The following is a 21873-nucleotide window of genomic DNA, read 5'->3' on the forward strand; positions in this document are numbered from 1 at the left end:
AGCCTTTGGCAGCGCGGATGCGCTCAGCGGCCGCCGACCCTGAGGCCGAGTGCGGGGCGTTCCTTCAGGACCTCGTGGCGGAAGCGGAAGAGGGCTGCCGGACGCCCGCCGGTCTGGGTCGAGGTTTCACCGGTCGGTTCCACCAGATCGCCTTTTTCCACCAGCCGGCGGAAGTTCTGCTTGTGGATGTGGCGGCCCGAGATCGCCTCGACGCAGCGCTGCAGGTCGGTGAGGGTGAAGGCGTGCGGCATCAGCTCGAACACGACGGGGCGGTATTTTAGCTTCGCGCGCAGCCGCGAAATCGCCGTCGCCAGTATGCGGCGGTGATCGTAGAGCATCGGCTGACCGAGCGCGGGCGTCGCCTTGCGTTCCAGCGCGGCCGGGCGACCGTCGCGGCGCGCCTCCTCCAGAAGGCCGGCCTCGTAGAGCAGCTCGCAGCGGTCGAGCACCTTTTCCTCGTCCCAGCTCCCGTCCTGAATGTCGAAGGCTTGATGCACCCGGTCCTCGCGCGACTGCGCGCGCGGCGGGCTTCCCGCCGGCACGGGGGCGGCCATCCACTGTTCCAGAGCAGGCAGGATTTCGCGCGTCACCATGGCCGGGCGGCCCGATCGCCAGTCCTCCCAGGGGAAAAAATCGTACCAGGAGCGCCACTGGGCATGCTGCTGGGCCAGCGCCTCGTCGGAGCGGCTCGTCTGGCGGGCGAGCGCCAGATAGCCGACCGAGACCACATGCGGTCCCTCGTCGGAGTGGATGTGGTGCCGGCCCCGGTCGCCGAAGGTGTAGAGCTGCTCCACATAACCGAGTTTCAGCGCCGTCTGTTCCTCCACCCACTCGCGCAGGCCGATCTCGAAGGTGCGGTGGCGGGTCGGGTCGAACGGGCCGAACGGCAGCGCATAGGGTGGCCCTGCCTGCCCGCCGGGCGCGATGGTCAGCACCTGCGGATGCGGGTCGGCGACGGCGACGATGACCGCGTTCAGTCCGATCTCGATCATCGCGGGGCCGACGCGGCCGGGGGAGCGGAGGTGCCGCCGACCGCGAAGGTGAAGGGCGTTCCCTCATAGGCGTCGGCGCCGCGCCCGATCTCCTTGATCGCCGCACTCATGCGTCCGTTGCGGCCCAGAAGACTGTCGGCAAGTGCGACAAGTCGCGGATTTGGCGTGGCGGAGGGGGACGCCGCCCGCAACGCCTGCGCCAGCGCCTTTTCGTCGGCGTCCGCCTGCAAGGCGCAGGCCGTGATATAGGCGGCCGCGGTGGAGCGGCTGATCCCGGCGAAACAATGGATCACCATCGGGCCGGACAGGTTCCAGCGCCGCACGAAGCCGATCAGTTCCCGGACATGGTCCTCTCCCGGCGGCGTCAGACCCTCCGCCGGGGCGGTGATGTCGTTGAAGGTCAGGAACAGATGATCGTTGGCGTGGATGGACGCGGGACGGGCGACCTGCGTTCCGCCGCTGATCAGGGTGACGAGGTGGCGCGCACGCGTGCGCTCCACGGTTTCTCCCAAACGCGCCAGCGAGCAAACGGTGATCATCGCGTATCCTTGTTGTTGGAGCCTGTCGACACAATGCCTTATCTAGGGCGCTGTGGCGCAGCGGTCATCGAAGATTGCGCCCGCAGGGATTCGATCTCGGCGAAACGCTTCAGAAAGCGCTCCTGGGCGCGGGCCGAAGGCTCTGCCGACAAGCCGAGACGGGGGCCGCCGTCAACGGATCTGGGATAGCCGCGCGGCCTGCCGAAGATCTTCGCCGCCTCCGCATGGGAGAAACCGGCCAGTTCCACCGCCTCGAAATAGGCCGCGATCATGTCGGCGCGCTTGGTCAGCGTCTTCAGCCGCGTTGGAGTGACGGCGGGCAGTCCGAAGCGCAGATGGATCGCGGCCTGCAACCGTGCCTCGATCTCCTTGTAGTTGCCGCCCATCACCGCCTTGAACGGCGAGATCATGTCGCCGATCACATATTCCGGCGCGTCGTGCAGCAGGATGATCTGGCGCGCGTCCGGCGACAGGTCCGGGGTCAGCTCGCGGGCAAGATCCTCCACCAGCAGGGAGTGCTCTGCGACGGAAAAGGCGTGGTCGCCGACCGTTTGCCCGTTCCAGCGCGCCACTCGGGCAAGACCGTGGGCAATGTCCTCGATCTCGACGTCGAGCGGCGAGGGGTCGAGCAGGTCGAGCCTGCGCCCCGAGAGCATGCGCTGCCACGCCCGCGGCGTCGCGGCCCTGGCCGGTTTCGACATTTTATCGCTCACGCGTCGTCGCCCGCCGTCTTCGGCCAGGTAAAGCGCGCCCAGTCGGGGAGCTGCGCGTCGATGGCGACCTCGCCGGCAAGGACGGGCTCGCCGCGTTGACGCGCACCATGCACCCGGTCGAGGCGCACCAGCGCAAGCCCGCTCGCGCCATCCGTGGTGCCGAGCGTTCCGGCGGCCTTGCCGCCGGCGGTGACGGGACTGCCGGGCGCGGGAAGCGGGGCATGGGCCTCAACACGCACGATCCGGCGCCGGGCGGTGCCGCGATGCTGCATCCGGCTCACCACCTCCTGACCGACGAAGCAGCCCTTGTCGAAGGCGACGCCGTGGAGATCGTCCATGTCCGCGTCGTGGGGAAAGGCATCTCCGGGCTGAAAGTCATGCGGGGCCTCCGGCAGGGCAAGGGCGACCCGGCGCGCATGATAGGCGCCGTCGTCGCCCCGCTCGAAGCCGGCCGGCAGATCGGCGCCTGCTTTTGCCAGGATGCGCGTTCCGAAGGCGGCAAGCCGCGGATCGGGCACCGCGATGCCGGGGACATCCGAGGGCCAGTCGCGGCCCCAGGCCGCAAGCACCTGATAGTCGTCGCTGACATCCGCGATCTCGACCTTGGCGCGCAGCTTGTAGAAGCCGAGCCGCTTGGCGAGATCCGCCGCACCGGAGACATGGGTATCGAGCAGATAGGCATCGCCCTCGGCGAAGATCAGGAAATCGAACAGGATCTTTCCCTGCGGCGTCAGCAGGGCGCCATAGCCCGCGCGCTGCGCATCGACATCGTCCAGATCGCAGGTCAGCAGGTTTTGCAGGAACCCGCGCGCGTCTGCCCCGGCGACGCGAAGGACCCGCCGGTCGGTCAGCGGAACGCAAACCCCGGCCGTATCGGTGTCGCTGTTGGGTTCCGTCTGGGTCATGAGAATCCTCCGCCGCTCGTCCTCAACGCGAGATAGGCCGGATCGCGGCGGGCAACAAGAGGGGCCGTGTCGACAGCGATGAACGCGGCACCGGTGGCCCCGGCGAGACTGATCGAGGATCCGGCCCTGCGACGGTGCGTGCGGTCGAAAAACCGACCCTACGGTGGGGCGATTTCGATGCTTTGCGCTGGCGCGACGCAGTAGGATCCGGATAGATATCGTCGTTCGCCGGCATCGTGCCGGCCGCAAAGAAGGTCCTTGTCCTCCATGTGCCGCCTGGCCGCCTACCTCGGGACGGAGATCCCGCTCGAGAACATCATCGCAAGACCGCGCCATTCGTTGCTGGTGCAAAGCCAGGATGCGCGCGAAGCCAAGCTGAGGGTCAATGGCGACGGCTTCGGCATCGCCTGGTACGGCCATCTGCCGGAACCGGGGCTGTTCAAGGATGTTCTTCCGGCCTGGGCCGACACCAACCTGCCGAGCGTGTGCCGGCTGGTGCGCTCAAGGCCGTTCCTGGCCCATGTCCGCGCGGCGACGACGGGGGCCTCGTCGCGCGACAACTGCCACCCTTTCGCCTACGGGCGCTGGGCCTTCATGCACAATGGCGGGCTGGGGGACTTTCCGCGGCTGCGTCGCGACATGGAGGCCTGTATCGCCGACGAGTATTACGCCACCCGGCGCGGCACGACCGATTCGGAACTGTTCTTCCTGATGATGCTGACCAACGGTCTCGACCACGATCCGCAGGCGGCGCTGGAGCGCACGCTTTCGCAGGTCACCGGCATTGCCCGCAAGCGGAGCGACGGAACGCAGCCCCTGCGGCTGACCTGCGCGTTTTCCGACGGAGCGCGCATCTTCGCCTTTCGTCATGCGGATGATGCGAAGGCGCCGAGCTTCTATCTGTCGGAGTGTCTGGATCACGGCGGGCGCGCCTTCGCCTCCGAGCCGCTGGAGGGGCCTTGCGCGCGCTGGCGCGCGGTGGAGCCCGATGTCCTTTATGAGCTTACGGAGACGGACGAACGCAGAAATCCGCTCGGCGTGCAGGCCTGAGGCCGGCATGCGCCGGGTCAGGCGGGGCTTGGCAGCGACCCGCGTCCGCCGAAATTGGCCGACAGGTTGGCGATGCGCGCGCGGGCCGGGATCGGGCGGATGGTGAACAGCCGCGGGATACGATGGTCGGCAATATCGGAGGCCAGCGCCATTAGCGCCTCGATGTTCTCGCCGACCCGGCGGTGGGTTTCTGTCTCGATGCGGATGCGCCGCCACACATGGCGCTGCACGACGAGATCCATGCAGGCCTTGAGGTCGGGGATCAGGAATTCCAGGTCGAGCGTCGGCAGGCCGAGATAGGCGCGCAACTCGTCGAAAATCGTCCTGAGCACCGCCGCATAGGCGGCTTCCTCGGAATTCGGCCGCAGTTCGTTGATGTCGAGGCACTGGATTTGCGCTTCCTCGCGGGCGGTCTCCACGAAGGCGGTGATCTGCGCGCTGGTGAGCTTGCAGGTGCCGTCCTCCAGCGCCAGCTGCTTCATCAGCAGCGACGCCTCGAAGATATCGAGGATGCGGCGCGACAGGACGTGAACCAGCTCGCGCAGTGCCCGCTCCTGCACGGGATTGCATTCCACGAAGTTCATTTCCACGATGTCGAACAGGCCGGCCTCGAAGGCTTCGCTGACGTTTCTGAAACAGGGGTTTTGCTCCAGGAGCCGATTGACGACCGGAAGGGCATCCACTTCGACCGGGCAGTCGGACATGCGAATGTCGTTGATGTCGGTGAACATGGGCTGGGCTATGCGTTCCAGGGCGGTTGGTGTTTTAGACACAGCGGTCTCCATCGCGGACTCACGTCTTCCGCGCTTCCTGTTATGTTTTTTTGATTGGCCGACCGGCTTTCGGTCGTCTTGGTTAAACGATTCCGAATCGCGCCCTGAGTCGCAACGAAGAAATGCGCCTGGAACGCAAGGAAATTTGCGGAAACTCTGCGGTTTTTATGTGGACAAGGGCGAATCGGCTGTCATCTCCTCGCCTGCTTTGGCCCTGCGCCCACCGATCCGCCGAGGTGTGATTGCGGTCACGGAAGCGGCCCCGCAACCGCCATAGCCTGCGACAACTAACCAGGGATTCACGGATCCGCGCTATCGATGATGACGGTCCGGGGACAAAAAGGGCGATGGGTGTGCGTATGAGCAAGATGACAGTCAAGACTTCGGAAAACGACTGCCGACGGCGGTCGGTCGCGGTGCGCGGAGCGATGCTGGGACTGGCGATAGCCCTTGCGGCAACGCCGGCAATGGCGCGTGACACCAAGCCGCTGGAACCGGTCGCCGGCGACAGCATGAAGGCCGGCGCGGCCCTTCTGGCCGACGCGCCGCTCCAGATCCTGGTGTCGCTGAAGGACCAGACGCTCGACGTCTATCGCGGCACGCAGCTCATCGAGAGCACGCGGATCTCCTCCGGCAAGACCGGCTACGGCACGCCGACCGGGATCTTTAGCATCCTGGAAAAACGGCGCCGCCATTTTTCCAATCTCTACGACAATGCGCCGATGCCCTACATGCAGCGCCTGACCTGGTCGGGCATCGCCCTGCACGAGGGCCGGGTGCCGAACTATCCGGCCTCGCATGGCTGCATCCGGCTGCCGCGTGGCTTCGCCAAGGATCTCTTCGGCAAGACCGAGCGCGGCGGGCATGTGATCATCACGCGGGAACGCACGCGCCCCGAAGGCATCCTCCATGCGGCGCTGCCGCGCTCCGGCGCGGGCGAGACCGAGGTCGCGAGCCTCGATCCTGATGCGGTCATGCTGCGTCCGGCCCTTCCGGGTGCCGCCGGCGACGCGCCGGAGACGGTCGGCTCGATCGATCGGACGGCGGACACCGCGAAGGCCGAGCCGCGCGATCCGCTGCGCATCCTGATCACACGCACCTCGGCGCGCGAGCGGCTGCGCGACATGCAGCGCGTTCTCGACGAACTGGGATATGCGCCCGGGCCGGTCGACGGGGTGATGGGCCGCAAGACCCGCGCCGCGATCGAGCTCTTCCAGGAAGGCGCCGAGCTGCCCGTGACCGGCGAGCCGAGCGATCTGGTGCTGCGGGCGCTCTATGCCGCGGCCGGCGAGACCGGCCCCGCGACCGGACGCCTCTACGTGCGCCGCAAGTTCAAGGAGATCTATTCCGCCAATGTGGTGCTGAAGGATCCGGATGCGCCGATCGGCACGCACATCTACACGGTGATCGACGAGGGCGGCACGGCAAGCGCCCCGCGCTGGATGAGCGTGACCGCTGCGGCCACGCAAGGCACGGATGCCCACAGCGTGCTCTCGCGGATCGAATGGACGCCCGAGGCCCGCGCCTTTGTGGAGGACCGCCTCGCGCTCGGATCGTCGCTGATCGTGACCGACCGCCCGTTCCGCCTGCATTCCGGCCTCGGCACCGACTTCGTGGTGACAACCCGCCAGTAGGCGCAAGCGATAGCGCACAAGAGCAAGCGTCCTGAATCAAAAACAGCGCCGGCGATCCTTGCCGGCGCTCAGTCTGAAGGCGAAGGGTGCGAACGCTCACCTGCGTCATACCGGGCAAGCGCAAGCGCGACCCGGTATCGGAGAGCCCAACGGCCACGCTTTACAGCGAATTGCCCAACGCGAGGCCGTGCCTCCCCGATCCCGGATCGCAGCTCACGCTGCGTCCGGGACGACGCCCCTTCCAAAGCTTTGTCGTCATCCTCCGCGCCGGCGATTCTCGCCGGCGTTTTATCGGTTCCGCGCCTGTCCGTCGACAAGACGGCCGCACGTGTCAGCCTTCCTCGACGATGTCCACATTGGCGCGGTCGGCGTAAAAGGCGATATATCCCTTCAAAGCCGCCACTTCATCGAAGGGCGCCTCGTAGCTCCAGGCAGCCTTTTCCGCCGCGCCGTCCGAAACGTGGATGTCCCAATAGCTGGCCTCGCCCTTGAAGGGGCAGTAGGTGGCGTGATCGGAGGCGGTGAGCCGCTCCATGTCGACGTCGTCCCTTGGCAGGTAGTGCACGTCCGGGTAGCCGGATTCGCGCAGGATCACGGTCCGGCGGCTTTCGGCGACGGGCTGATCGTAGAGGCTGACACGAACAAGGGCAGTGCTTGGGTGAAGGCTGATGGCATGGTCCGGGTGCGCGGCAAATCCGGGCGCGGGATTGCTCATCGTCGGGATCCTCTTGTCGTCGGTGCGTCCAAAATCAAGCTCGCGCGTCAGTCGCCGGCCACGAAGTAATGCATCGTTCCGTCCGGGCCGATGCCGAGCCGGTAGAACGTCCAGGTGCCGGTCAGGTTCATGTCCGCCATGTCGCCCGCGGTGACGAGCTGGAACAGCTCGACCCTTTGTTCCGGCGTCAGCCGGTCGAAGGGGGTGCGCGCGAAATAGGGCCAGATATACATTTCCTGCGAGCTTCCGACATCGGCATGGACGTAGCCGGCCTCCAGAACCTCGGCCAGGATGGCAAGGATCTCGTAGCCGTCCTCGTCGCCGGAGGCCGACTTCAGATAGTCGATCGGGTCGTCCATCTCGCCGAAGGTGAGGGTCGGCAGCAATTCGTTGCCTTCCAGCACCATGCGCAGCCGCTCCATGTCGCCCGAATGGGCCGCCTCCAGCAATTGCGCGCGCATGCGCGCCACCGGCTTGGGCAGCTCCGCATCGCCGTAATAGACCTTGGGCAGCATGACCTGCGGCGCGTCGGTCGCACCGGCGGCGGCCGTGCCCGGCTCGGCGAGCGGCGTTGCTTCGTTCAACTCGGCGTCGGGAATGAGGGGCGAGGACGGAGCGACGTCGCGCGGCTCGACCTGGATCCGCTCCGTCTGGACGCTCGTCGCCATCGCGGGGCCCGCAAGGGGGAAAATCGAAGCGCACAGTCCGATCGCCAATCTTCGCAGGCCAGTCATTGTCACCTCGGGTTTCAATCGCGTTGCGGTTTCGCGCGACCCTATAGCAAGCCGGCCCCGCAAGAAAACACAGCTTTGTGAATGTCCGGTCCGTGTGTCCATCCCTATCGCACCGGGGGCGTTGAGTGGGGTACCGACAATGAGATAAGCCTTGTTCGTCGGGCGGGAAGGGCCAAGGGGCGTGCCTGCTGTCGAACACGCGAAAAGTGGGCATTTGTGTCGGTAACCGTCTTTTTCCTGATCGGGATCGCGATCGGCGTCGCAACCAGCGCGCCCGTCGGGCCGGTCAATATCGCGGCGATCCAGCGGGCGTTGCGCTATGGCTTCCTGCCGGGGCTGCTTGCCGGCGCGGGCGCCGTGGCGGCGGACGGGATCTATGCCGGCTTTGCCGCCTTCGGGATCACGGCCGTGTCCGATTTCGTCGAGCGCCACAGCGGTCTGATCCAGATCGCCGGAGGCATGCTGGTGATCCTCTTCGGCGCGCGCATCCTAGCCGCCCATCCGCATTTCAGCGAGGAGGACGGCCCGCCGACCAGCCTCTGGGCGGGCATGGGGACAGGCTTTGCCCTCACCATCACCAATCCCGGCGTGGTGCTCGGCTTTCTCGCGATCTTCGGCAGTCTGGGAAAATGGGCGCCCGACCCGGGCGACTATGCCGGCGCGACCGCCATGGTGGCGGGCGTCGTTTCGGGGGCAACCGGCTGGTGGGTGTTCATCTCCGCCATGGTGTCGCGGTTGCGCAGCCGCATGACCGATGCCTGGCTGGTGTGGATCAACCGCGCGTCCGGCAGCCTGCTGATCGCTTTCGGCGTCGCGATCTTCCTCCACCTTTTCCTGGAGGGCTGAACGGGCCTCGCAGCAACAGGTGCTGGCGTCAGTGCAGGGGCTTGAACAGCGTGTAGTCGCCGCGGCGCACGCGCGAGGGCAGGTCTTCCGCCATCTGCGCGACCGCTTCTTCGCCGAAGGTCGTCACAAGGTCGGCGAAGGCGGTGAACAGCGCCGCATGCGACACGGCGGCGGAATCGATCCCGCAGGCGACGGCTTCGGCAAAGGCCTCGTCGATGTAGCCAAGGGCCATCCGACGGATGTCCTGATCCGTGACCGCGACCTCCTCGATCTCGTATTCGCTCTGGTCGGTGTCCCGCATGTCTGTCCGCCCTGGTCCGTGCTCGATGTGTGCGATGAGGACCATCTTTGCGTGAGTCGGGGGCTGAGCGTAAACAATTCCTTAATTAAACCGCTAAAATCCGCCATTTATGGTTAACGCAATGCGGTGACAGGGCGGGAAATCAACGGCCAAACGTTAACGATTGTAGCGGGTGGTTACGTTGCGGATCAGCGCGCCGCCTTCCTCGATGTAGCGCGCCAGGGCCGTCTTCGCTGCAGGCGTACACTGTCGGTAGACCGAGGAAAACCCCCTGTATCCCTGATTGAAGCGTTCGATGAAGCGGCGCGAGCGTGCATCGTCGCTGACTTCCGCATCCAGCAGCGCGCGCATCTGGTCGCGCCACAGCGTTCCGTCGGCCGCGCCGCACAGCGGCCTCAGGTAATGCAGTGCGCCCATGATCTCCGAAAGCCGCATCAGGTCGGCCTCATAGGGCGGGTCTTCCGGCCGCACCTGCGCTGCGGCCGGATCGCGCAGTCCGCTGCCAAGCATCAGCAGTGCGAGCGCGCAGGCAAGCGACGCAGCACGAAGGCCGCGCGTGCGGACGCCGTCACGGGCGGGGGAGCGGGCGCGAAGAGGGATCATGTCGAACATCGCAGGAAAGATGCGCCGGGCGCGTCCGGCGTGCAAGGGGCGCATCCGGAAATTCCGGCAGGGGTAGCGCCGCCTAACCGCCGGTCAGGCGGCGAATGCGCGCCGCCGTTCCGGGCGTCATCGGCCGCCCGTCGAGATCGGCGATCCGCACCCAGGCGGCGTCTTGCGCATCGTCTCCGGCCGTGAGCGTGCCCTGCGGCCGGGTTGCCAGATAAACGGCGATGCGAAATCGAAAGGCGGGCACGGCATCACGCGCCGGGCTGTCCACCTCGACCCATTCGACCGGGTCCGGATCGAGGTCGGCCTCAAGGCCGGTCTCTTCACGGAGTTCGCGCCGGGCGGCATCGCGCGGGCGTTCTCCCGCCTCGACCCGGCCGCCTGGAAGGCTCCAGTATCCAAGATAAGGATCCTTGCCGCGCTGAACCAGCAGCACGGTATCTGTTGCGCGGCACAGGACGCTGACGCCAAGCGGCAGGTCGGATGCCGGCTTTCGGCCGGCGCCTTGCGGATCGCGGGGTGTGTCGCTCACGCGAAGAGGGCGTCGATGGAGGCCTGCGAATCGGCCTCGCCATCGTCGGCCGGATCAAGGTGTCCGTGGATGATGGCGCTGGCATTGGCGATCAGCGGCTTGATTTCCTCCACCGTCTCCATGGCAAGCGTGGCGGCAAGGTCTTCGATCCCCGTCGCCATTTCGCTTGCGGCGCGCAGGCGGCCCTGTTTTTCGCAAACGGCCGTGTCGAGCGTGGCGACCACATCGCGCAACGCCCGGCGGACCGGTGGCGGGGCGGCGTGAAACGCCTCGATCGCCAGGCCCTTTTCCTTGAAGCAGGAGGCCTCGAAATGGTCTTCGTAGCTCAGGGGCTGCCAGGCGAGCACGTCTTCCGCGCAATCGGGCATCGCCGGCAGCATCTCGAGCATCATCACCACTTCATTGAAATGGTTGAGATAGTCGGTCGCCAGGCCGGTATGCGGATTGATATTCGCGGCGGCAAGCCGATCGGTTGCCAAATGGCCTGCCCCAAGAACTGGTTGCGTCTCGCTCATCTGTCCGTCTCTTCGGAACTTTCACCTTGCAGTCTTACCGCCATCGGGTTTCAAATTGCCTAATTGGGAGAATGCGATACCAAGGCAAGCCAGCGGTCGGTCCGACCCCCGAGAGAAACCCGAGGCGAGGTTGCGACGCGATGTGCGGACGATTTGCCCTTTCCGCGACCCCTGAGGAGGTCCGGGCGCTGTTCGGCTATGCCGACACGCCGAATTTCCCGCCGCGCTACAATATCGCACCGACCCAGCCGATCGCGACGGTCCGCGAGGCTTTCGGTGCGCGTCGCTTCGTGCTGGTGCGATGGGGGCTTGTGCCGGGCTGGGTCAAGGACCCGGCAAGCTTCAGCCTGCTGATCAATGCCCGGGCGGAAACGGCGGCGGAAAAGCCCTCGTTTCGCGCCGCGATGCGCCACCGCCGCTGCCTCATCCCCGCCAGCGGCTTTTATGAATGGCACCGGCCGGACGCCGGACCCAAGCAGCCCTACTGGATCCGCCCGCGCGACGGCGGCATCGTCGCCTTCGCCGGACTGTGGGAGGAATGGTGCGATCCCGACGGCGGCGAGATCGAGACCGGCGCGATCCTGACCGTGGCGGCGAATGCAACGGTTGCGCCGGTCCACAACCGCATGCCGGCGGTGATCGCGCCGGAGGATTTCGACTGCTGGCTCGACGTCCAGAACACGCCTTTGAAGGAAGCGCGGGCGCTGTTGCGCCCGGCGCCGGAAAGCCTGTTCGAGACGGTCCCGGTGTCCGCGCGGGTGAACAGTGCAATTGAAGATGCGCCCGACCTCGTGGAGCCCGTGGCCGCGTCGCAGGGCGCGATCCGCGACGAGGCCGCCGCGGAGCCGGCTCCGCCCAAGGCGAAACGGCAGACAGCCAAGGGGCGCAAGCCGTCCGACGATCAGTTCGACCTCTTCTAGCTGCCGGCCGCCAGCCTTTGTGCGGGCGCCTAGCAGGCGTCTGCGGACGCTAGAGAGCCTTTGTGCGGGCGCCTAGCAGGCGTCTGCGGACGCTAGAGGATGCGGCCCGGGTTGAGGGTGCAATTGGGATCGAAGGCGGCCTTGATGCGGCGCATCAGGTCCATCTCGACGTCACTTTTCACCTCGGCAAGCAGGTCGCGCTTCAGCCGGCCGATGCCGTGCTCGGCGGAAATCGACCCGCCGAACTTTCCGACGACATCGTGCACCACCTGGTTCATCTCGTCCCAGCGGGCGATATAGGCAGCCTTGTCGGCATCGAGCGGCTGGCTGACGTTGAAGTGAATGTTGCCGTCGCCCATGTGGCCGAAGGGAACGGGGCGGCAGCCCGGCACGAGCGCTTCCACCGCCGCGATCGCCTCGCCGAGAAAAGCCGGAACATCGGCGACCGGTACGGAGACATCGTGCTTGATCGAGCCGCCTTCCTCGCGCTGCACCTCCGACATGCCATGGCGGATATGCCAGAAATCGGCGGCCTGCTGGCCCGATTCCGCAAGCGCTGCATCCTCCACCAGTCCCGCCTCATAGGCGTCGCCCAGGATCGTCTCCATCAAGGCGCGGGTCGGAGAGGCGTCTTCCGCGTCCTCCGTACCGGCGGAAAGCTCCATCAAGACGTACCAGGGCGAGGGCGATTGCAGCGGATCGCGGGCACCCTGCAGATGTTTGACGGCGAATTCGACGCCGATTCGCGGCATCAGTTCAAAGCCCGTGAGCATAGACCCGGCCCGTGCGCGCGCACGAGAGAACAGCGCAAGCGCGTCTTTGGGGGAGGCAAGGCCGATGAAGGCGACGTCCTGCGCGCGCGGCCTGGGGAAAAGCTTCAGGACTGCGGCGGTGACGATGCCCAAAGTGCCTTCCGAACCGATAAATAATTGTTTCAGATCGTAACCGGTGTTGTCCTTCCGAAGGCTGCGCAGCCCGTCCAGGATGCGCCCGTCCGGCAGCACGACCTCCAGGCCGAGCACGAGATCGCGGGTGTTGCCATAGGCGAGCACGGCGGTGCCGCCGGCGTTGGTGGCGATGTTGCCGCCGATCTGGCAGGAGCCCTGCGACCCCAGGGTCAACGGGAACAGCCGGTCGGCCGCTTCGGCCGCATCATGGATCGCCTGAAGCGTGCAGCCGGCCTCCACGGTCATCGAGAACCCGTCCGCATCGATCGCGCGAACCTTGTTCAGACGCGACAGGCTGAGGACGATTTCCGTGGCGGTTTCATTGGGAATCTGCCCACCGACGAGGCCGGTGTTGCCACCCTGGGGAACGATCTTCAGACCGTGTGCATCGGCGTGGGCGAGGATGGCAGCGACCTCCTCGCGGGTGCCTGGACGCAGCACCATGGGCGTCGTTCCGACATAGAGGTCCCGCCACTCCCGCAGGTAGGGAGCGGTGTCCTCCGGCGCGTGCAAGGCATTGCGCTCACCGACGATTTCAACGAGGCGGGAAAGGGGGGCAGTGTCGGTCATGGGGGCGTGGGCCTGATCGTTTTGGAACCGGAAATTCGGCAAGACGAATATCACATTTCGCCATCACGTCGACCGTGCTGGCACGGCGGCGGGTGGCTTGAAGGCGGCTGGGGGCTGTGCCATACGAACGCGTCCCTGGTGCAGGTGGTTGTGCAGGGGTGGGCTGGTCGTGCCGAATGCGGTGTCCGGCCCTTTACGTGGGCGTGCAGGAGAGATGGCATGGCGGGTACACAAGGACTGATGGCTGGCAAGCGCGGGCTGATCATGGGCGTCGCGAACAATCGGTCCATCGCCTGGGGAATCGCCAAGGCCCTCGCCGATTCGGGCGCGGAACTGGCTCTGACGTATCAGGGCGACGCCCTGCGCAAGCGGGTCGAGCCGCTGGCCAAGGAACTGGGCGCCATCGTCGCCGGCAATTGCGACGTGACCGACGAGGCCTCCATCGATGCCGTCTTCGACCATGTGGCGGAGACCTGGGGCAAGATCGACTTCATCGTCCATGCCATTGCCTTTTCCGACAAGGACGAACTGACCGGCCGTTACGTCGACACGACCGCCGGCAATTTCGCCCGCACGATGCAGATCTCCTGCTACTCCTTCACGGCGGTCGCCCAGCGGGCGGAGAAGCTGATGACCGACGGCGGCTCGATGCTGACGCTGACCTATTACGGCGCGGAAAAGGTCATGCCGCATTACAACGTCATGGGCGTTGCCAAGGCCGCCCTGGAAGCGAGCGTGCGCTATCTCGCCGCCGATCTCGGCAAGGACGGCATTCGCGTCAACGCGATCTCGGCCGGACCGATCAAGACGCTCGCCGCCTCAGGCATCGGCGATTTCCGCTACATCCTGAAGTGGAACGAATACAACGCGCCGCTGCGCCGCACGGTCACCATCGAGGAAGTGGGGGATGCCGCCCTGTTCCTGCTGTCGGATCTGGGACGCGGCATCACCGGCGAGATCCAGCATGTCGACAGCGGCTATCACATCGTCGGTATGAAGGCGGTCGACGCGCCGGATATTTCGGTCGTCAAGGACTGAGCCCATCCGCAGCGGCGTGAAAAGCGCGTCCGGGCGATCTCGGCGATGCGCCGCAGCCGCGCCTGAATTTACCGAAGGACGACGTCATGTCGGAGACGAGCGGCGGCACGAGCAGTGTCGCACCGCCCTACCTGATTTTCATACGCCATGGCCAGACCGACTGGAACGCCGAAGGGCGGATGCAGGGCCATAAGGACATCGAGCTCAACGAGACCGGCCGGACACAGGCGCGGCGCAACGGCAAGGCGCTGAAGGCGCATGTCGAGCAGGCGGGATTGTCGCTGGACGATTTGCATTTCACCGTCTCTCCGATGCTGCGCGCCCTGGAGACGATGCGGATCGTGTGCGCGGAGCTGGAGCGCGGGGACAGCGCCTTCACCGTCGACGAGCGCTTGCGCGAGATCACATTCGGCGTTTGGGAAGGGTTCACGATCCCGGAACTGAAGGCACAGTCGCCCGAGCTTGTCGCCCGGCGCAAGGCCGACAAATGGGGCTTCGTGCCTCCGGAAGGGGAAAGCTACAAGATGCTTTCCGGCCGGATCGGGGCCTGGCTCGCGACCGTCACGCGGCCGACCGTGGTGGTCTCCCATGGTGGCGTGATGCGCGTGGTTCAGGGTCTTTTGCTCGGGATCCCGACGGACGAGGTCCCGAAGCTTGATGTGCCGCAGGACCAGTTCTTCGTCTGGGACGGGTCCAACCTCGACTGGGTCTGACCCCGGGAAGACCCATCTGACCGGCGCCGCATCCGGTACGGGAGCGGCGCGCCGGTCGCGCGATGGGCCGGATCGAGGGGCTTTTAGTCGAGGACCTGAAGATCCGTGAGCGTCTTCTGCTCGCCGTTTTCGTCGAAGAAGGCGAGGACCTTCAGGCCGGGCTTGAGGTCGTCGACGAAGAAGTCGACCGGGATCTCATAGCGGTTTCCGTCCGAAAGCTGCATTTCGGCATTGGTCGGATCGATCTCGACTATCGTGGCCTCGACCTCGCCCGCAAGCGCGGCTCCAACCGTCATGGCAACCGCCAGTCCGGCCGCAATGCCTTGTAGAATAAGACGTGTCATTTCCTTCTCCGTCGGATCGCGCCAAACGCGCGCAGCTCCCCATCTCACATCTTCCTTAAACCGGAAATCTGTGGCGGCGAAGCGGCAAATGCGCAGCCGGCCGATGATCTTTACGCGGTTTCTTCGCGGTCTTCACACATCTGTGTGTTCGCTTGCCCGATTTGCAACCATCTGGCCAATTTCCGCGTATCTAGGGGTAGGCAGGGCTTGGTGAGGCAGACCGCACGTGTGGGGGCGGAGCGAAAGGATAGGCGAATGATGGCGGATCATTCGAGCGCCCAAACTCGATTTTACGCTGACCTGCCGGTGTTCACGGAGTTTTCCGGTGTGGCCGACCGGCGCTCCTATGCGCCCCTCCCGGATGGCTGGGTCCTGCTTGCCGCCGATATCGTGCGCTCGCGCGACGCGCTGGCGGCCGGCAATTACAAGACGGTCAACATGATCGCGGCGGCGGCCGTGGCGGCGGTGCTGAACGCGTCGCAGAACATCGAGCTCCCTTTCGTCTTCGGCGGGGACGGCGCCATGGCGGCCGTGCCGCCGCATCTGGCCGAAGAGGCCGGACAGGCGCTGGCCGGGGTTCGGGTGATCGCCCGTGAAACGGCCGGTCTGGATCTTCGTGTCGCCGCGATCCCGGTCGCGGATCTCAGACGCGCCGGCGCCGATCTCAGGGTGGCGAAGCTTCAACTCAGTCTTGGAAACAATCTCGCCATGTTCTCGGGCGGGGGAATCGCGATGGCGGAAACGATCCTCAAGGACCCGGACCGGGTCGCGCCCTACCGGTTGCGCGAGAAAGACGGCGACGTCGCAACGGTACTCGACGGTCTGTCCTGCCGATGGGAGCCGGTTCCCGCCGAGCACGGGCATATCGTCACCTTGATGCTTCGGCCCCAGGACAGCAGCCCCGAAGCCCTCGCGGGGCTGATCACCGATCTCGACCGGCTGCTGGAGAACGACTTTTCCGGCGCTGTTCCAGGCAGTGCGCCCGTGCGCCGGACGTCGTTGCGGTTTCGCTTCCCGCCCTCGGGCCTGTTGCGCGAGGCGCGAACCCTTGGCTTGGCGCGTGGTTTCTGGCGCGTGCTGTCGCGGGCGACCTTCGAGGCGATGGTCTTCCTCGTCGCGGTGACGCTCCGTCGCCGGGTCGGCCCGCTGGAGCCGGAGCGCTATCTCGACGAGGTTGTCCGAAATACCGACTTTCGCAAGTTCGACGACACGCTGCGTCTCGTGCTCGACCTGAACGACTTGCAGCGCGGCGCGCTCGAGAATTATCTGCGCAAGGGAGAGGCGGACGACCGTCTCGTCTACGGCATGCATGTGTCGCGATCCGCCCTGATGACCTGTCTGGTGTTCTCCATCGAGGAGAGCCGGCACGTGCATTTCGTCGATGGCGCAGGGGGCGGGTTTTCCCGCGCGGCCCGTGATTTCGATGTGCGCGCCACCGCAGCCCTCGCCCGCCGCAGCGCACTGCCCGAGACCGGCAAGGGCGAGCCGGGCGACAGCGGAAAAGCCGCCGGGCGGAGCGGCTGAACGGCGGCGCAAACCGCGTGGGGAACAGGCCCGGCTTTTGCCCAGGGTGATCCGCACGGGCGAGTTTCCGGTTTCCCTCCTCGCATTCCCCCACTAGAAGGGAGGACTCGCGGGGACGGTCCCCGCGCATCGTGTCATCGCCCGCCCGGATCGAGTTTCCATGTCGCACAACACCTTCGGCCATCTTTTCCGCGTCACGACCTGGGGAGAAAGCCACGGGCCGGCGCTCGGCTGCGTCATCGACGGATGCCCGCCGCGCCTTGCCATCAGCGAAGCGGAGATCCAGGCGTTTCTCGACCGCCGCAAGCCGGGCCAGTCGCGCTTCACCACCCAGCGCAAGGAAGCGGACGCGGTGAAGATCCTCTCCGGCGTGATGGTCGACGAGGATGGCGAGACCCGCACCACCGGCACCCCGATCTCGCTGATGATCGAGAACACCGACCAGCGCTCCAAGGACTACGGCGAGATCAAGGAGAGCTACCGCCCCGGACATGCCGACTACACCTATGATGCCAAATATGGCATTCGCGACTATCGCGGCGGCGGCCGGTCCTCCGCGCGCGAGACCGCCGCACGGGTCGCCGCAGGCGCCATTGCGCGCAAGGTGATTGCCGGCATGCGGGTGCGCGGCGCGCTGGTGCAGATCGGGCCGCACAAGGTCGACCGCTCGCGCTGGGACTGGGACGAGATCGGCAACAATCCGTTCTTCTGCCCGGACGCAACGACGGCGGCCCGCTGGTCCGACTATCTCGACGCGATTCGCAAGGACGGCTCCTCCGTCGGTGCGGTGATCGAGGTGGTCGCCGACGGCGTTCCCGCCGGTCTCGGCGCGCCGCTCTACGGCAAGCTCGATCAGGATATCGCCAGCGCGCTGATGTCGATCAATGCGGTCAAGGGCGTGGAGATCGGCAACGGCTTCGAGGCGGCGGAACTCACCGGCGAGGCCAATGCCGACGAGATGCGCATCGGCGCGGATGGCCGGCCGCAGTTTCTGTCCAACAATGCCGGCGGTGTGCTCGGCGGGATTTCCTCCGGCGAGCCGGTGGTCGCGCGTTTCGCGGTTAAGCCGACCTCGTCGATCCTGACGCCGCGCCGGTCCGTCACACGGGGCGGAGAGGAGGTCGATGTGCGTACCAAGGGCCGTCACGACCCTTGCGTTGGCATTCGCGCCGTGCCGGTCGGCGAGGCGATGCTTGCCTGCGTGTTGGCCGACCACCTGCTGCGCCACCGCGGCCAGGTCGGCTAGGCTTCTTGATTTTCAGTATTGCTGAAAAAGTACCGCACCTTTCATTGCTACTGAAAGGTGTTTGGGGTAGGGTGTCGGCATGCGTCTCGATGAATGGCTTGCCCAGTCCAAGGAAACCCGATCCGCCTTTGCGCGCCGTGCCGGCCTGTCGCCGGCGGCGGTGACGGCATTGTGCAACGATCCGGGCGTCTGGGTCTCGCGCGACAGTGCAGAGCGCATCGCCGCCGCCACGGGCGGCGCGGTAACCCCGAACGATCTTCTCGGCCTGAAAGGACCTGTGGCTTTGGATCTGTCCCAGCAACGTGTCGCGGAGGCCATCCGCGCATTCGAGCGCGGCGAGATGCTTGTCGTGACCGACGATGACGACCGCGAGAACGAAGGCGACCTGATCGTCGCCGCCTCGCTTGTGAAGCCCGAGCAGATGGCCTTCATGGTGCGCCACACCTCCGGCATCGTCTGCGCGCCGATGACGCGCGAAACCGCCCGCCGGCTGCGTCTCGACCCGATGGTGGCCGACAATGACGCGCCGCTGTCGACCGCCTTCACGATTTCCGTCGACTATCGCCACGGCCTGACCACCGGCATCTCGGCGGAGGAGCGCTGCTCCACCGTGCGCGCGCTGGCAAACTCCAATGCCGGTGCGGCGGATTTCGCCCGGCCGGGACACGTCTTCCCGCTGGTCGCCCGCGAGGGCGGGGTGCTGATGCGCTCCGGCCATACGGAAGCCGCCGTCGACCTGTGCCGGCTTGCCGGCCAGCCGGAAGTCGGCGTGATCTCCGAGCTCGTCAATGACGACGGTACGGTCAAGCGCGGCGCCGAGGTGGCGAATTTCGCCGCCGAGCACGGCCTCAAGATGGTTTCCGTCGCCGATCTCATCGCCTGGCGCCAGCGCATGGAGCGGCTGGTCGAGCGTGTCAGCGAGCAGCCGGTCGAAACCGTCGCCGGTCCGGCCTACGCGGTGACCTATTCCACGCCCTATGACCCGATGCATCACGTCGCCGTCGTCTATGGCGACATTCTCGACGGGCGCAATGTGCCGGTGCGGTTGCAGCTGGAATCCGTGCTCGACGACGTCTTCGGCGAAACGCGGGTGCTCGACGACGTGCTGCGCGATTTCGCGGGCCGCGGTCGCGGCGTGGTCGTCTATCTGCGTGAGGGCTCGGTGGGCGTCGCGCGTCAGGCGCGGCGGGCGCGCAGCGATCTTGCGGCAGCCGAGCTCGAGGAGCACCAGTCGGCCCAGGCGCGCGAGGAACAGTGGCGCGAAATCGGACTGGGCGCGCAGATCCTCAAGGATCTCGGCGTCAACTCGATCACCCTTCTGGCCTCGCGCCAGCGCCACTATGTCGGACTGGAAGGCTTCGGCATCGCGATCGAGGGCACGGAAATCCGCGAAATTTGAACATCCGTTCAAAAAAAAGGCCGAGCGAAAGCTCGGCCTCAAGTCGATCACTGTGCACGTGGCCCCATCGACCACAACCTCTGTTTAGTAGTTTTTGGCCTTCTGTGCATCACCTAAATGGGTGAGGTGGTCGAATTTATATGCCGAGTGCCCCGTTTTTATCGGCTTTTTGACGCTGCGGCACTGTGCATTGCGGATCGCCAGCGCAACCGGCCTGCTGACAGAAGCTCTGTTGCGGGCGGATTTGCGCCCTATGTGCCGTTGGTGGTATGCACCGCGCCAGCCGGATCCTCCGGCGCGCAACAACACTTGGGATCACATTCGTGTACCAGCGCCCCGATACGCCGCTTCTCGACACCGTTTCCACGCCGGCCGACCTGCGTCGTCTGCCGGAAAAGGATCTGCGCCAGCTCGCCGACGAGCTGCGGGCGGAGATGATCGACGCCGTGTCCGTGACCGGCGGCCATCTTGGCGCCGGCCTTGGCGTCGTGGAGCTGACGCTGGCGCTGCACTATGTCTTCGATACGCCGAAGGACCGGCTGATCTGGGACGTCGGCCACCAGTGCTATCCGCACAAGATCCTCACCGGCCGGCGCGACCGGATCCGCACCCTGCGCCAGGGCGATGGCCTTTCTGGCTTCACCAAGCGCACGGAGAGCGAATACGACCCGTTTGGCGCGGCGCATTCCTCCACGTCGATTTCCGCCGGCCTCGGCATGGCGGTTGCGCGCGATCTCGACGGCGGCAGCAACAACATCATCTCCGTGATCGGCGACGGCGCGATGTCGGCGGGCATGGCCTATGAGGCGATGAACAACGCCGGCGGACAGCATTCGCGCATGATCGTCATCCTCAACGACAACGACATGTCGATTGCCCCGCCGGTTGGCGCGATGAGCGCCTATCTGGCGCGCCTGGTGTCGGGCCGCGCCTATTTGTCGCTGCGCGACGCCGCCAAGCAGCTCGCCAAGGTGCTGCCGCGCCAGCTCCAGCAAAAGGCCGCCCGCGCCGAGGAATATGCCCGTGGCTTCTGGACCGGCGGAACGCTGTTCGAGGAACTGGGCTTCTATTACGTCGGCCCGGTGGACGGCCACAACCTCGACCACCTGTTGCCGGTTCTCAAGAACGTGCGCGACACCCATCAGGGACCGGTGCTGATCCACGCCGTGACCCGCAAGGGCAAGGGCTACGAGCCGGCGGAAAACTCCGCTGACAAATATCACGGCGTCGCCAAGTTCGATGTGGTGACCGGCAAGCAGGCAAAGCCCAAGGCCAATGCCCCGTCCTACACCCGCGTCTTCGCGCAAAGCCTGATCCAGGAAGCGGAACGCGACGAGAAGATCGTCGGCATCACGGCGGCCATGCCGGATGGAACCGGTCTGGATCTCTTTGGCGAGGCCTTTCCCAAGAGGATCTTCGATGTCGGCATCGCCGAACAGCATGCGGTGACCTTCTCCGCCGGTCTGGCGACCGAGGGTTACAAGCCGTTCTGCGCGATCTATTCCACCTTCCTGCAGCGCGGCTACGACCAGGTCGTCCACGACGTCGCGATCCAGTCGCTGCCGGTGCGGTTTCCGATCGACCGGGCGGGTCTCGTCGGCGCCGACGGACCGACCCATGCCGGCAGTTTCGACACGGCCTATCTTGCCTGCCTGCCGGGCTTCGTCGTCATGGCGGCGGGTGACGAGGCGGAGCTGCGCCACATGGTGGCGACCGCAGCCGCCTATGACGAGGGCCCGCTATCCTTCCGCTATCCGCGCGGCGAGGGCATCGGCATCGAGCTTCCGCAGCGCGGCGAGGTGCTGGAGATCGGACGCGGGCGCATCCTGCGCGAGGGTACCAAGGTGGCGCTGCTGTCGTTTGGCGGGCGTTTGCGCGAATGTCTGGCGGCGGCGGATGAACTCGATGCGGCCGGTCTGTCGACCACGGTCGCGGATGCGCGCTTCGCCAAGCCGCTCGACGAGGCGCTGATCCTGCGTCTGGCGCGCGAACACGAGGTGCTGGTGCTGGTGGAGGAGGGCTCCGTCGGCGGCTTCGCCAGCCATGTGCTGCAGCTTCTCGCCACGCGCGGGGTGCTCGATGCCGGGCTGAAGGTGCGCCCGCTGTGCCTGCCGGATACCTTCATCGAGCACGACAAACCGGAGCGCATGTACGCCCAGGCGGGGCTCGATGCCGAAGGCATCATGAAGACCGTCTTTCAGGCGCTCGGACAGGACGCGGCGGCAGGCATTCGCCGCGCCTGAGGGGGCGTGGTTCCCGGCAAAACCTGACCGTAGGTCGGTCAAGCCATGTGGTGACCCACACCCATGTGCGG

Annotated in this window: 23 protein-coding genes; 10 read left to right on the forward strand and 13 right to left on the reverse strand. The window is 66.1% G+C overall.

Annotation, left to right across the window (positions count from 1 at the left end; genetic code table 11):
• Positions 1–23 precede the first annotated feature (23 nt).
• From LC092_RS17965 to LC092_RS17980, 4 genes are read right to left on the reverse strand one after another with little or no spacing between them, the layout of a single operon-like run.
• Positions 24–992, reverse strand: coding sequence for an NUDIX hydrolase (locus tag LC092_RS17965; protein ID WP_224808776.1), 969 nt, complete (start codon positions 990–992; stop codon positions 24–26).
• Complete coding sequence (locus LC092_RS17970) at positions 989–1531, reverse strand: tyrosine phosphatase family protein (RefSeq protein ID WP_224808778.1); 543 nt, start codon at positions 1529–1531, stop codon at positions 989–991. The genes LC092_RS17965 and LC092_RS17970 overlap by 4 nt, the downstream gene beginning before the upstream one ends.
• A 38-nt stretch (positions 1532–1569) precedes the next feature.
• On the reverse strand, positions 1570–2232 hold the full coding sequence (locus LC092_RS17975) for an HD family hydrolase (RefSeq protein WP_224808869.1): 663 nt from the start codon (positions 2230–2232) through the stop codon (positions 1570–1572).
• Between the two features lie 8 nt (positions 2233–2240).
• Positions 2241–3149 carry a YgfZ/GcvT domain-containing protein gene (locus LC092_RS17980; protein WP_224808780.1) on the reverse strand — a complete coding sequence of 303 codons (909 nt, stop codon included), beginning with the start codon at positions 3147–3149 and terminating at the stop codon, positions 2241–2243.
• Between the two features lie 267 nt (positions 3150–3416).
• Here LC092_RS17980 and LC092_RS17985 point away from each other — a divergent pair, with 267 nt between their 5' ends.
• Positions 3417–4199 carry a class II glutamine amidotransferase gene (locus tag LC092_RS17985; RefSeq protein ID WP_224808781.1) on the forward strand — a complete coding sequence of 261 codons (783 nt, stop codon included), beginning with the start codon at positions 3417–3419 and terminating at the stop codon, positions 4197–4199.
• 17 nt (positions 4200–4216) lie between these two features.
• On the opposite strand, the gene LC092_RS17990 is transcribed toward LC092_RS17985, so the two are convergent.
• Positions 4217–4972, reverse strand: coding sequence for a hypothetical protein (locus tag LC092_RS17990; protein WP_224808783.1), 756 nt, complete (start codon positions 4970–4972; stop codon positions 4217–4219).
• A 359-nt stretch (positions 4973–5331) separates the two neighbouring features.
• On the opposite strand from LC092_RS17990, the gene LC092_RS17995 reads away from it, so the two are divergent.
• Positions 5332–6606, forward strand: a complete 1275-nt coding sequence (locus tag LC092_RS17995; protein WP_224808784.1) for a L,D-transpeptidase family protein — start codon at positions 5332–5334, stop codon at positions 6604–6606.
• A gap of 331 nt (positions 6607–6937) precedes the next feature.
• On the opposite strand, the gene LC092_RS18000 is transcribed toward LC092_RS17995, so the two are convergent.
• Together LC092_RS18000 and LC092_RS18005 are read right to left on the reverse strand one after the other, a co-directional pair.
• Positions 6938–7321: a DUF427 domain-containing protein gene (locus tag LC092_RS18000; RefSeq protein WP_224808785.1), complete on the reverse strand. Its 384-nt coding sequence runs from the start codon at positions 7319–7321 to the stop codon at positions 6938–6940.
• A 47-nt stretch (positions 7322–7368) separates the two neighbouring features.
• Positions 7369–7989, reverse strand: coding sequence for a hypothetical protein (locus LC092_RS18005; RefSeq protein WP_224808786.1), 621 nt, complete (start codon positions 7987–7989; stop codon positions 7369–7371).
• 282 nt (positions 7990–8271) lie between these two features.
• Here LC092_RS18005 and LC092_RS18010 point away from each other — a divergent pair, with 282 nt between their 5' ends.
• The gene (locus LC092_RS18010) at positions 8272–8901 is read left to right on the forward strand and encodes a LysE family translocator (RefSeq protein ID WP_224808787.1); all 630 of its coding nucleotides are present in this window, start codon (positions 8272–8274) and stop codon (positions 8899–8901) included.
• Between the two features lie 28 nt (positions 8902–8929).
• Here the strand turns inward: LC092_RS18010 and LC092_RS18015 are convergent, their stop codons facing one another.
• The 4 genes from LC092_RS18015 to LC092_RS18030 all read right to left on the reverse strand — a co-directional run bounded on the left by LC092_RS18015 (position 8930) and on the right by LC092_RS18030 (position 10858).
• Positions 8930–9202: a hypothetical protein gene (locus LC092_RS18015; RefSeq protein WP_224808788.1), complete on the reverse strand. Its 273-nt coding sequence runs from the start codon at positions 9200–9202 to the stop codon at positions 8930–8932.
• Positions 9203–9358: 156 nt separating this feature from the next.
• Positions 9359–9805 carry a TIGR02301 family protein gene (locus tag LC092_RS18020; RefSeq protein WP_224808789.1) on the reverse strand — a complete coding sequence of 149 codons (447 nt, stop codon included), beginning with the start codon at positions 9803–9805 and terminating at the stop codon, positions 9359–9361.
• Positions 9806–9887: 82 nt separating this feature from the next.
• On the reverse strand, positions 9888–10343 hold the full coding sequence (locus LC092_RS18025) for an NUDIX hydrolase (RefSeq protein WP_224808790.1): 456 nt from the start codon (positions 10341–10343) through the stop codon (positions 9888–9890).
• The gene (locus tag LC092_RS18030) at positions 10340–10858 is read right to left on the reverse strand and encodes a hypothetical protein (protein WP_224808791.1); all 519 of its coding nucleotides are present in this window, start codon (positions 10856–10858) and stop codon (positions 10340–10342) included. The genes LC092_RS18025 and LC092_RS18030 overlap by 4 nt, the downstream gene beginning before the upstream one ends.
• 140 nt (positions 10859–10998) lie before the next feature.
• On the opposite strand from LC092_RS18030, the gene LC092_RS18035 reads away from it, so the two are divergent.
• Positions 10999–11778, forward strand: a complete 780-nt coding sequence (locus tag LC092_RS18035; RefSeq protein ID WP_224808793.1) for an SOS response-associated peptidase — start codon at positions 10999–11001, stop codon at positions 11776–11778.
• Positions 11779–11870: 92 nt separating this feature from the next.
• On the opposite strand, the gene LC092_RS18040 is transcribed toward LC092_RS18035, so the two are convergent.
• Entirely contained in the window at positions 11871–13295 is a 1425-nt protein-coding gene (locus tag LC092_RS18040; RefSeq protein ID WP_224808795.1) for an FAD-binding oxidoreductase, read from the reverse strand.
• Between the two features lie 219 nt (positions 13296–13514).
• Here LC092_RS18040 and fabI point away from each other — a divergent pair, with 219 nt between their 5' ends.
• Both fabI and LC092_RS18050 read left to right on the forward strand, forming a co-directional pair.
• On the forward strand, positions 13515–14333 hold the full coding sequence (gene fabI / locus LC092_RS18045; protein WP_224808797.1) for an enoyl-ACP reductase FabI: 819 nt from the start codon (positions 13515–13517) through the stop codon (positions 14331–14333).
• Positions 14334–14419: 86 nt separating this feature from the next.
• A complete protein-coding gene (locus LC092_RS18050; RefSeq protein ID WP_224808799.1) occupies positions 14420–15046 on the forward strand; it encodes a histidine phosphatase family protein in 627 nt (208 codons plus the stop codon).
• An 83-nt stretch (positions 15047–15129) separates the two neighbouring features.
• Here LC092_RS18050 and LC092_RS18055 read toward each other — a convergent pair whose 3' ends face one another.
• Positions 15130–15390 carry a DUF1344 domain-containing protein gene (locus LC092_RS18055; RefSeq protein WP_224808801.1) on the reverse strand — a complete coding sequence of 87 codons (261 nt, stop codon included), beginning with the start codon at positions 15388–15390 and terminating at the stop codon, positions 15130–15132.
• 255 nt (positions 15391–15645) lie between these two features.
• On the opposite strand from LC092_RS18055, the gene LC092_RS18060 reads away from it, so the two are divergent.
• The 4 genes from LC092_RS18060 (at position 15646) to dxs (ending at position 21802) form a co-directional block, all read left to right on the forward strand.
• A complete protein-coding gene (locus LC092_RS18060) occupies positions 15646–16914 on the forward strand; it encodes a DUF3095 family protein (protein ID WP_224808803.1) in 1269 nt (422 codons plus the stop codon).
• Positions 16915–17074: 160 nt separating this feature from the next.
• On the forward strand, positions 17075–18160 hold the full coding sequence (gene aroC, locus LC092_RS18065; protein WP_224808805.1) for a chorismate synthase: 1086 nt from the start codon (positions 17075–17077) through the stop codon (positions 18158–18160).
• Between the two features lie 79 nt (positions 18161–18239).
• Positions 18240–19559, forward strand: a complete 1320-nt coding sequence (ribB, locus tag LC092_RS18070; protein ID WP_224808807.1) for a 3,4-dihydroxy-2-butanone-4-phosphate synthase — start codon at positions 18240–18242, stop codon at positions 19557–19559.
• Between the two features lie 323 nt (positions 19560–19882).
• Complete coding sequence (gene dxs / locus LC092_RS18075) at positions 19883–21802, forward strand: 1-deoxy-D-xylulose-5-phosphate synthase (protein WP_224808809.1); 1920 nt, start codon at positions 19883–19885, stop codon at positions 21800–21802.
• The last annotated feature ends 71 nt before the right edge of the window (positions 21803–21873 follow it).

The organism is Stappia stellulata (assembly GCF_020176715.1).
Classification (GTDB): Bacteria; Pseudomonadota; Alphaproteobacteria; order Rhizobiales; family Stappiaceae; genus Stappia.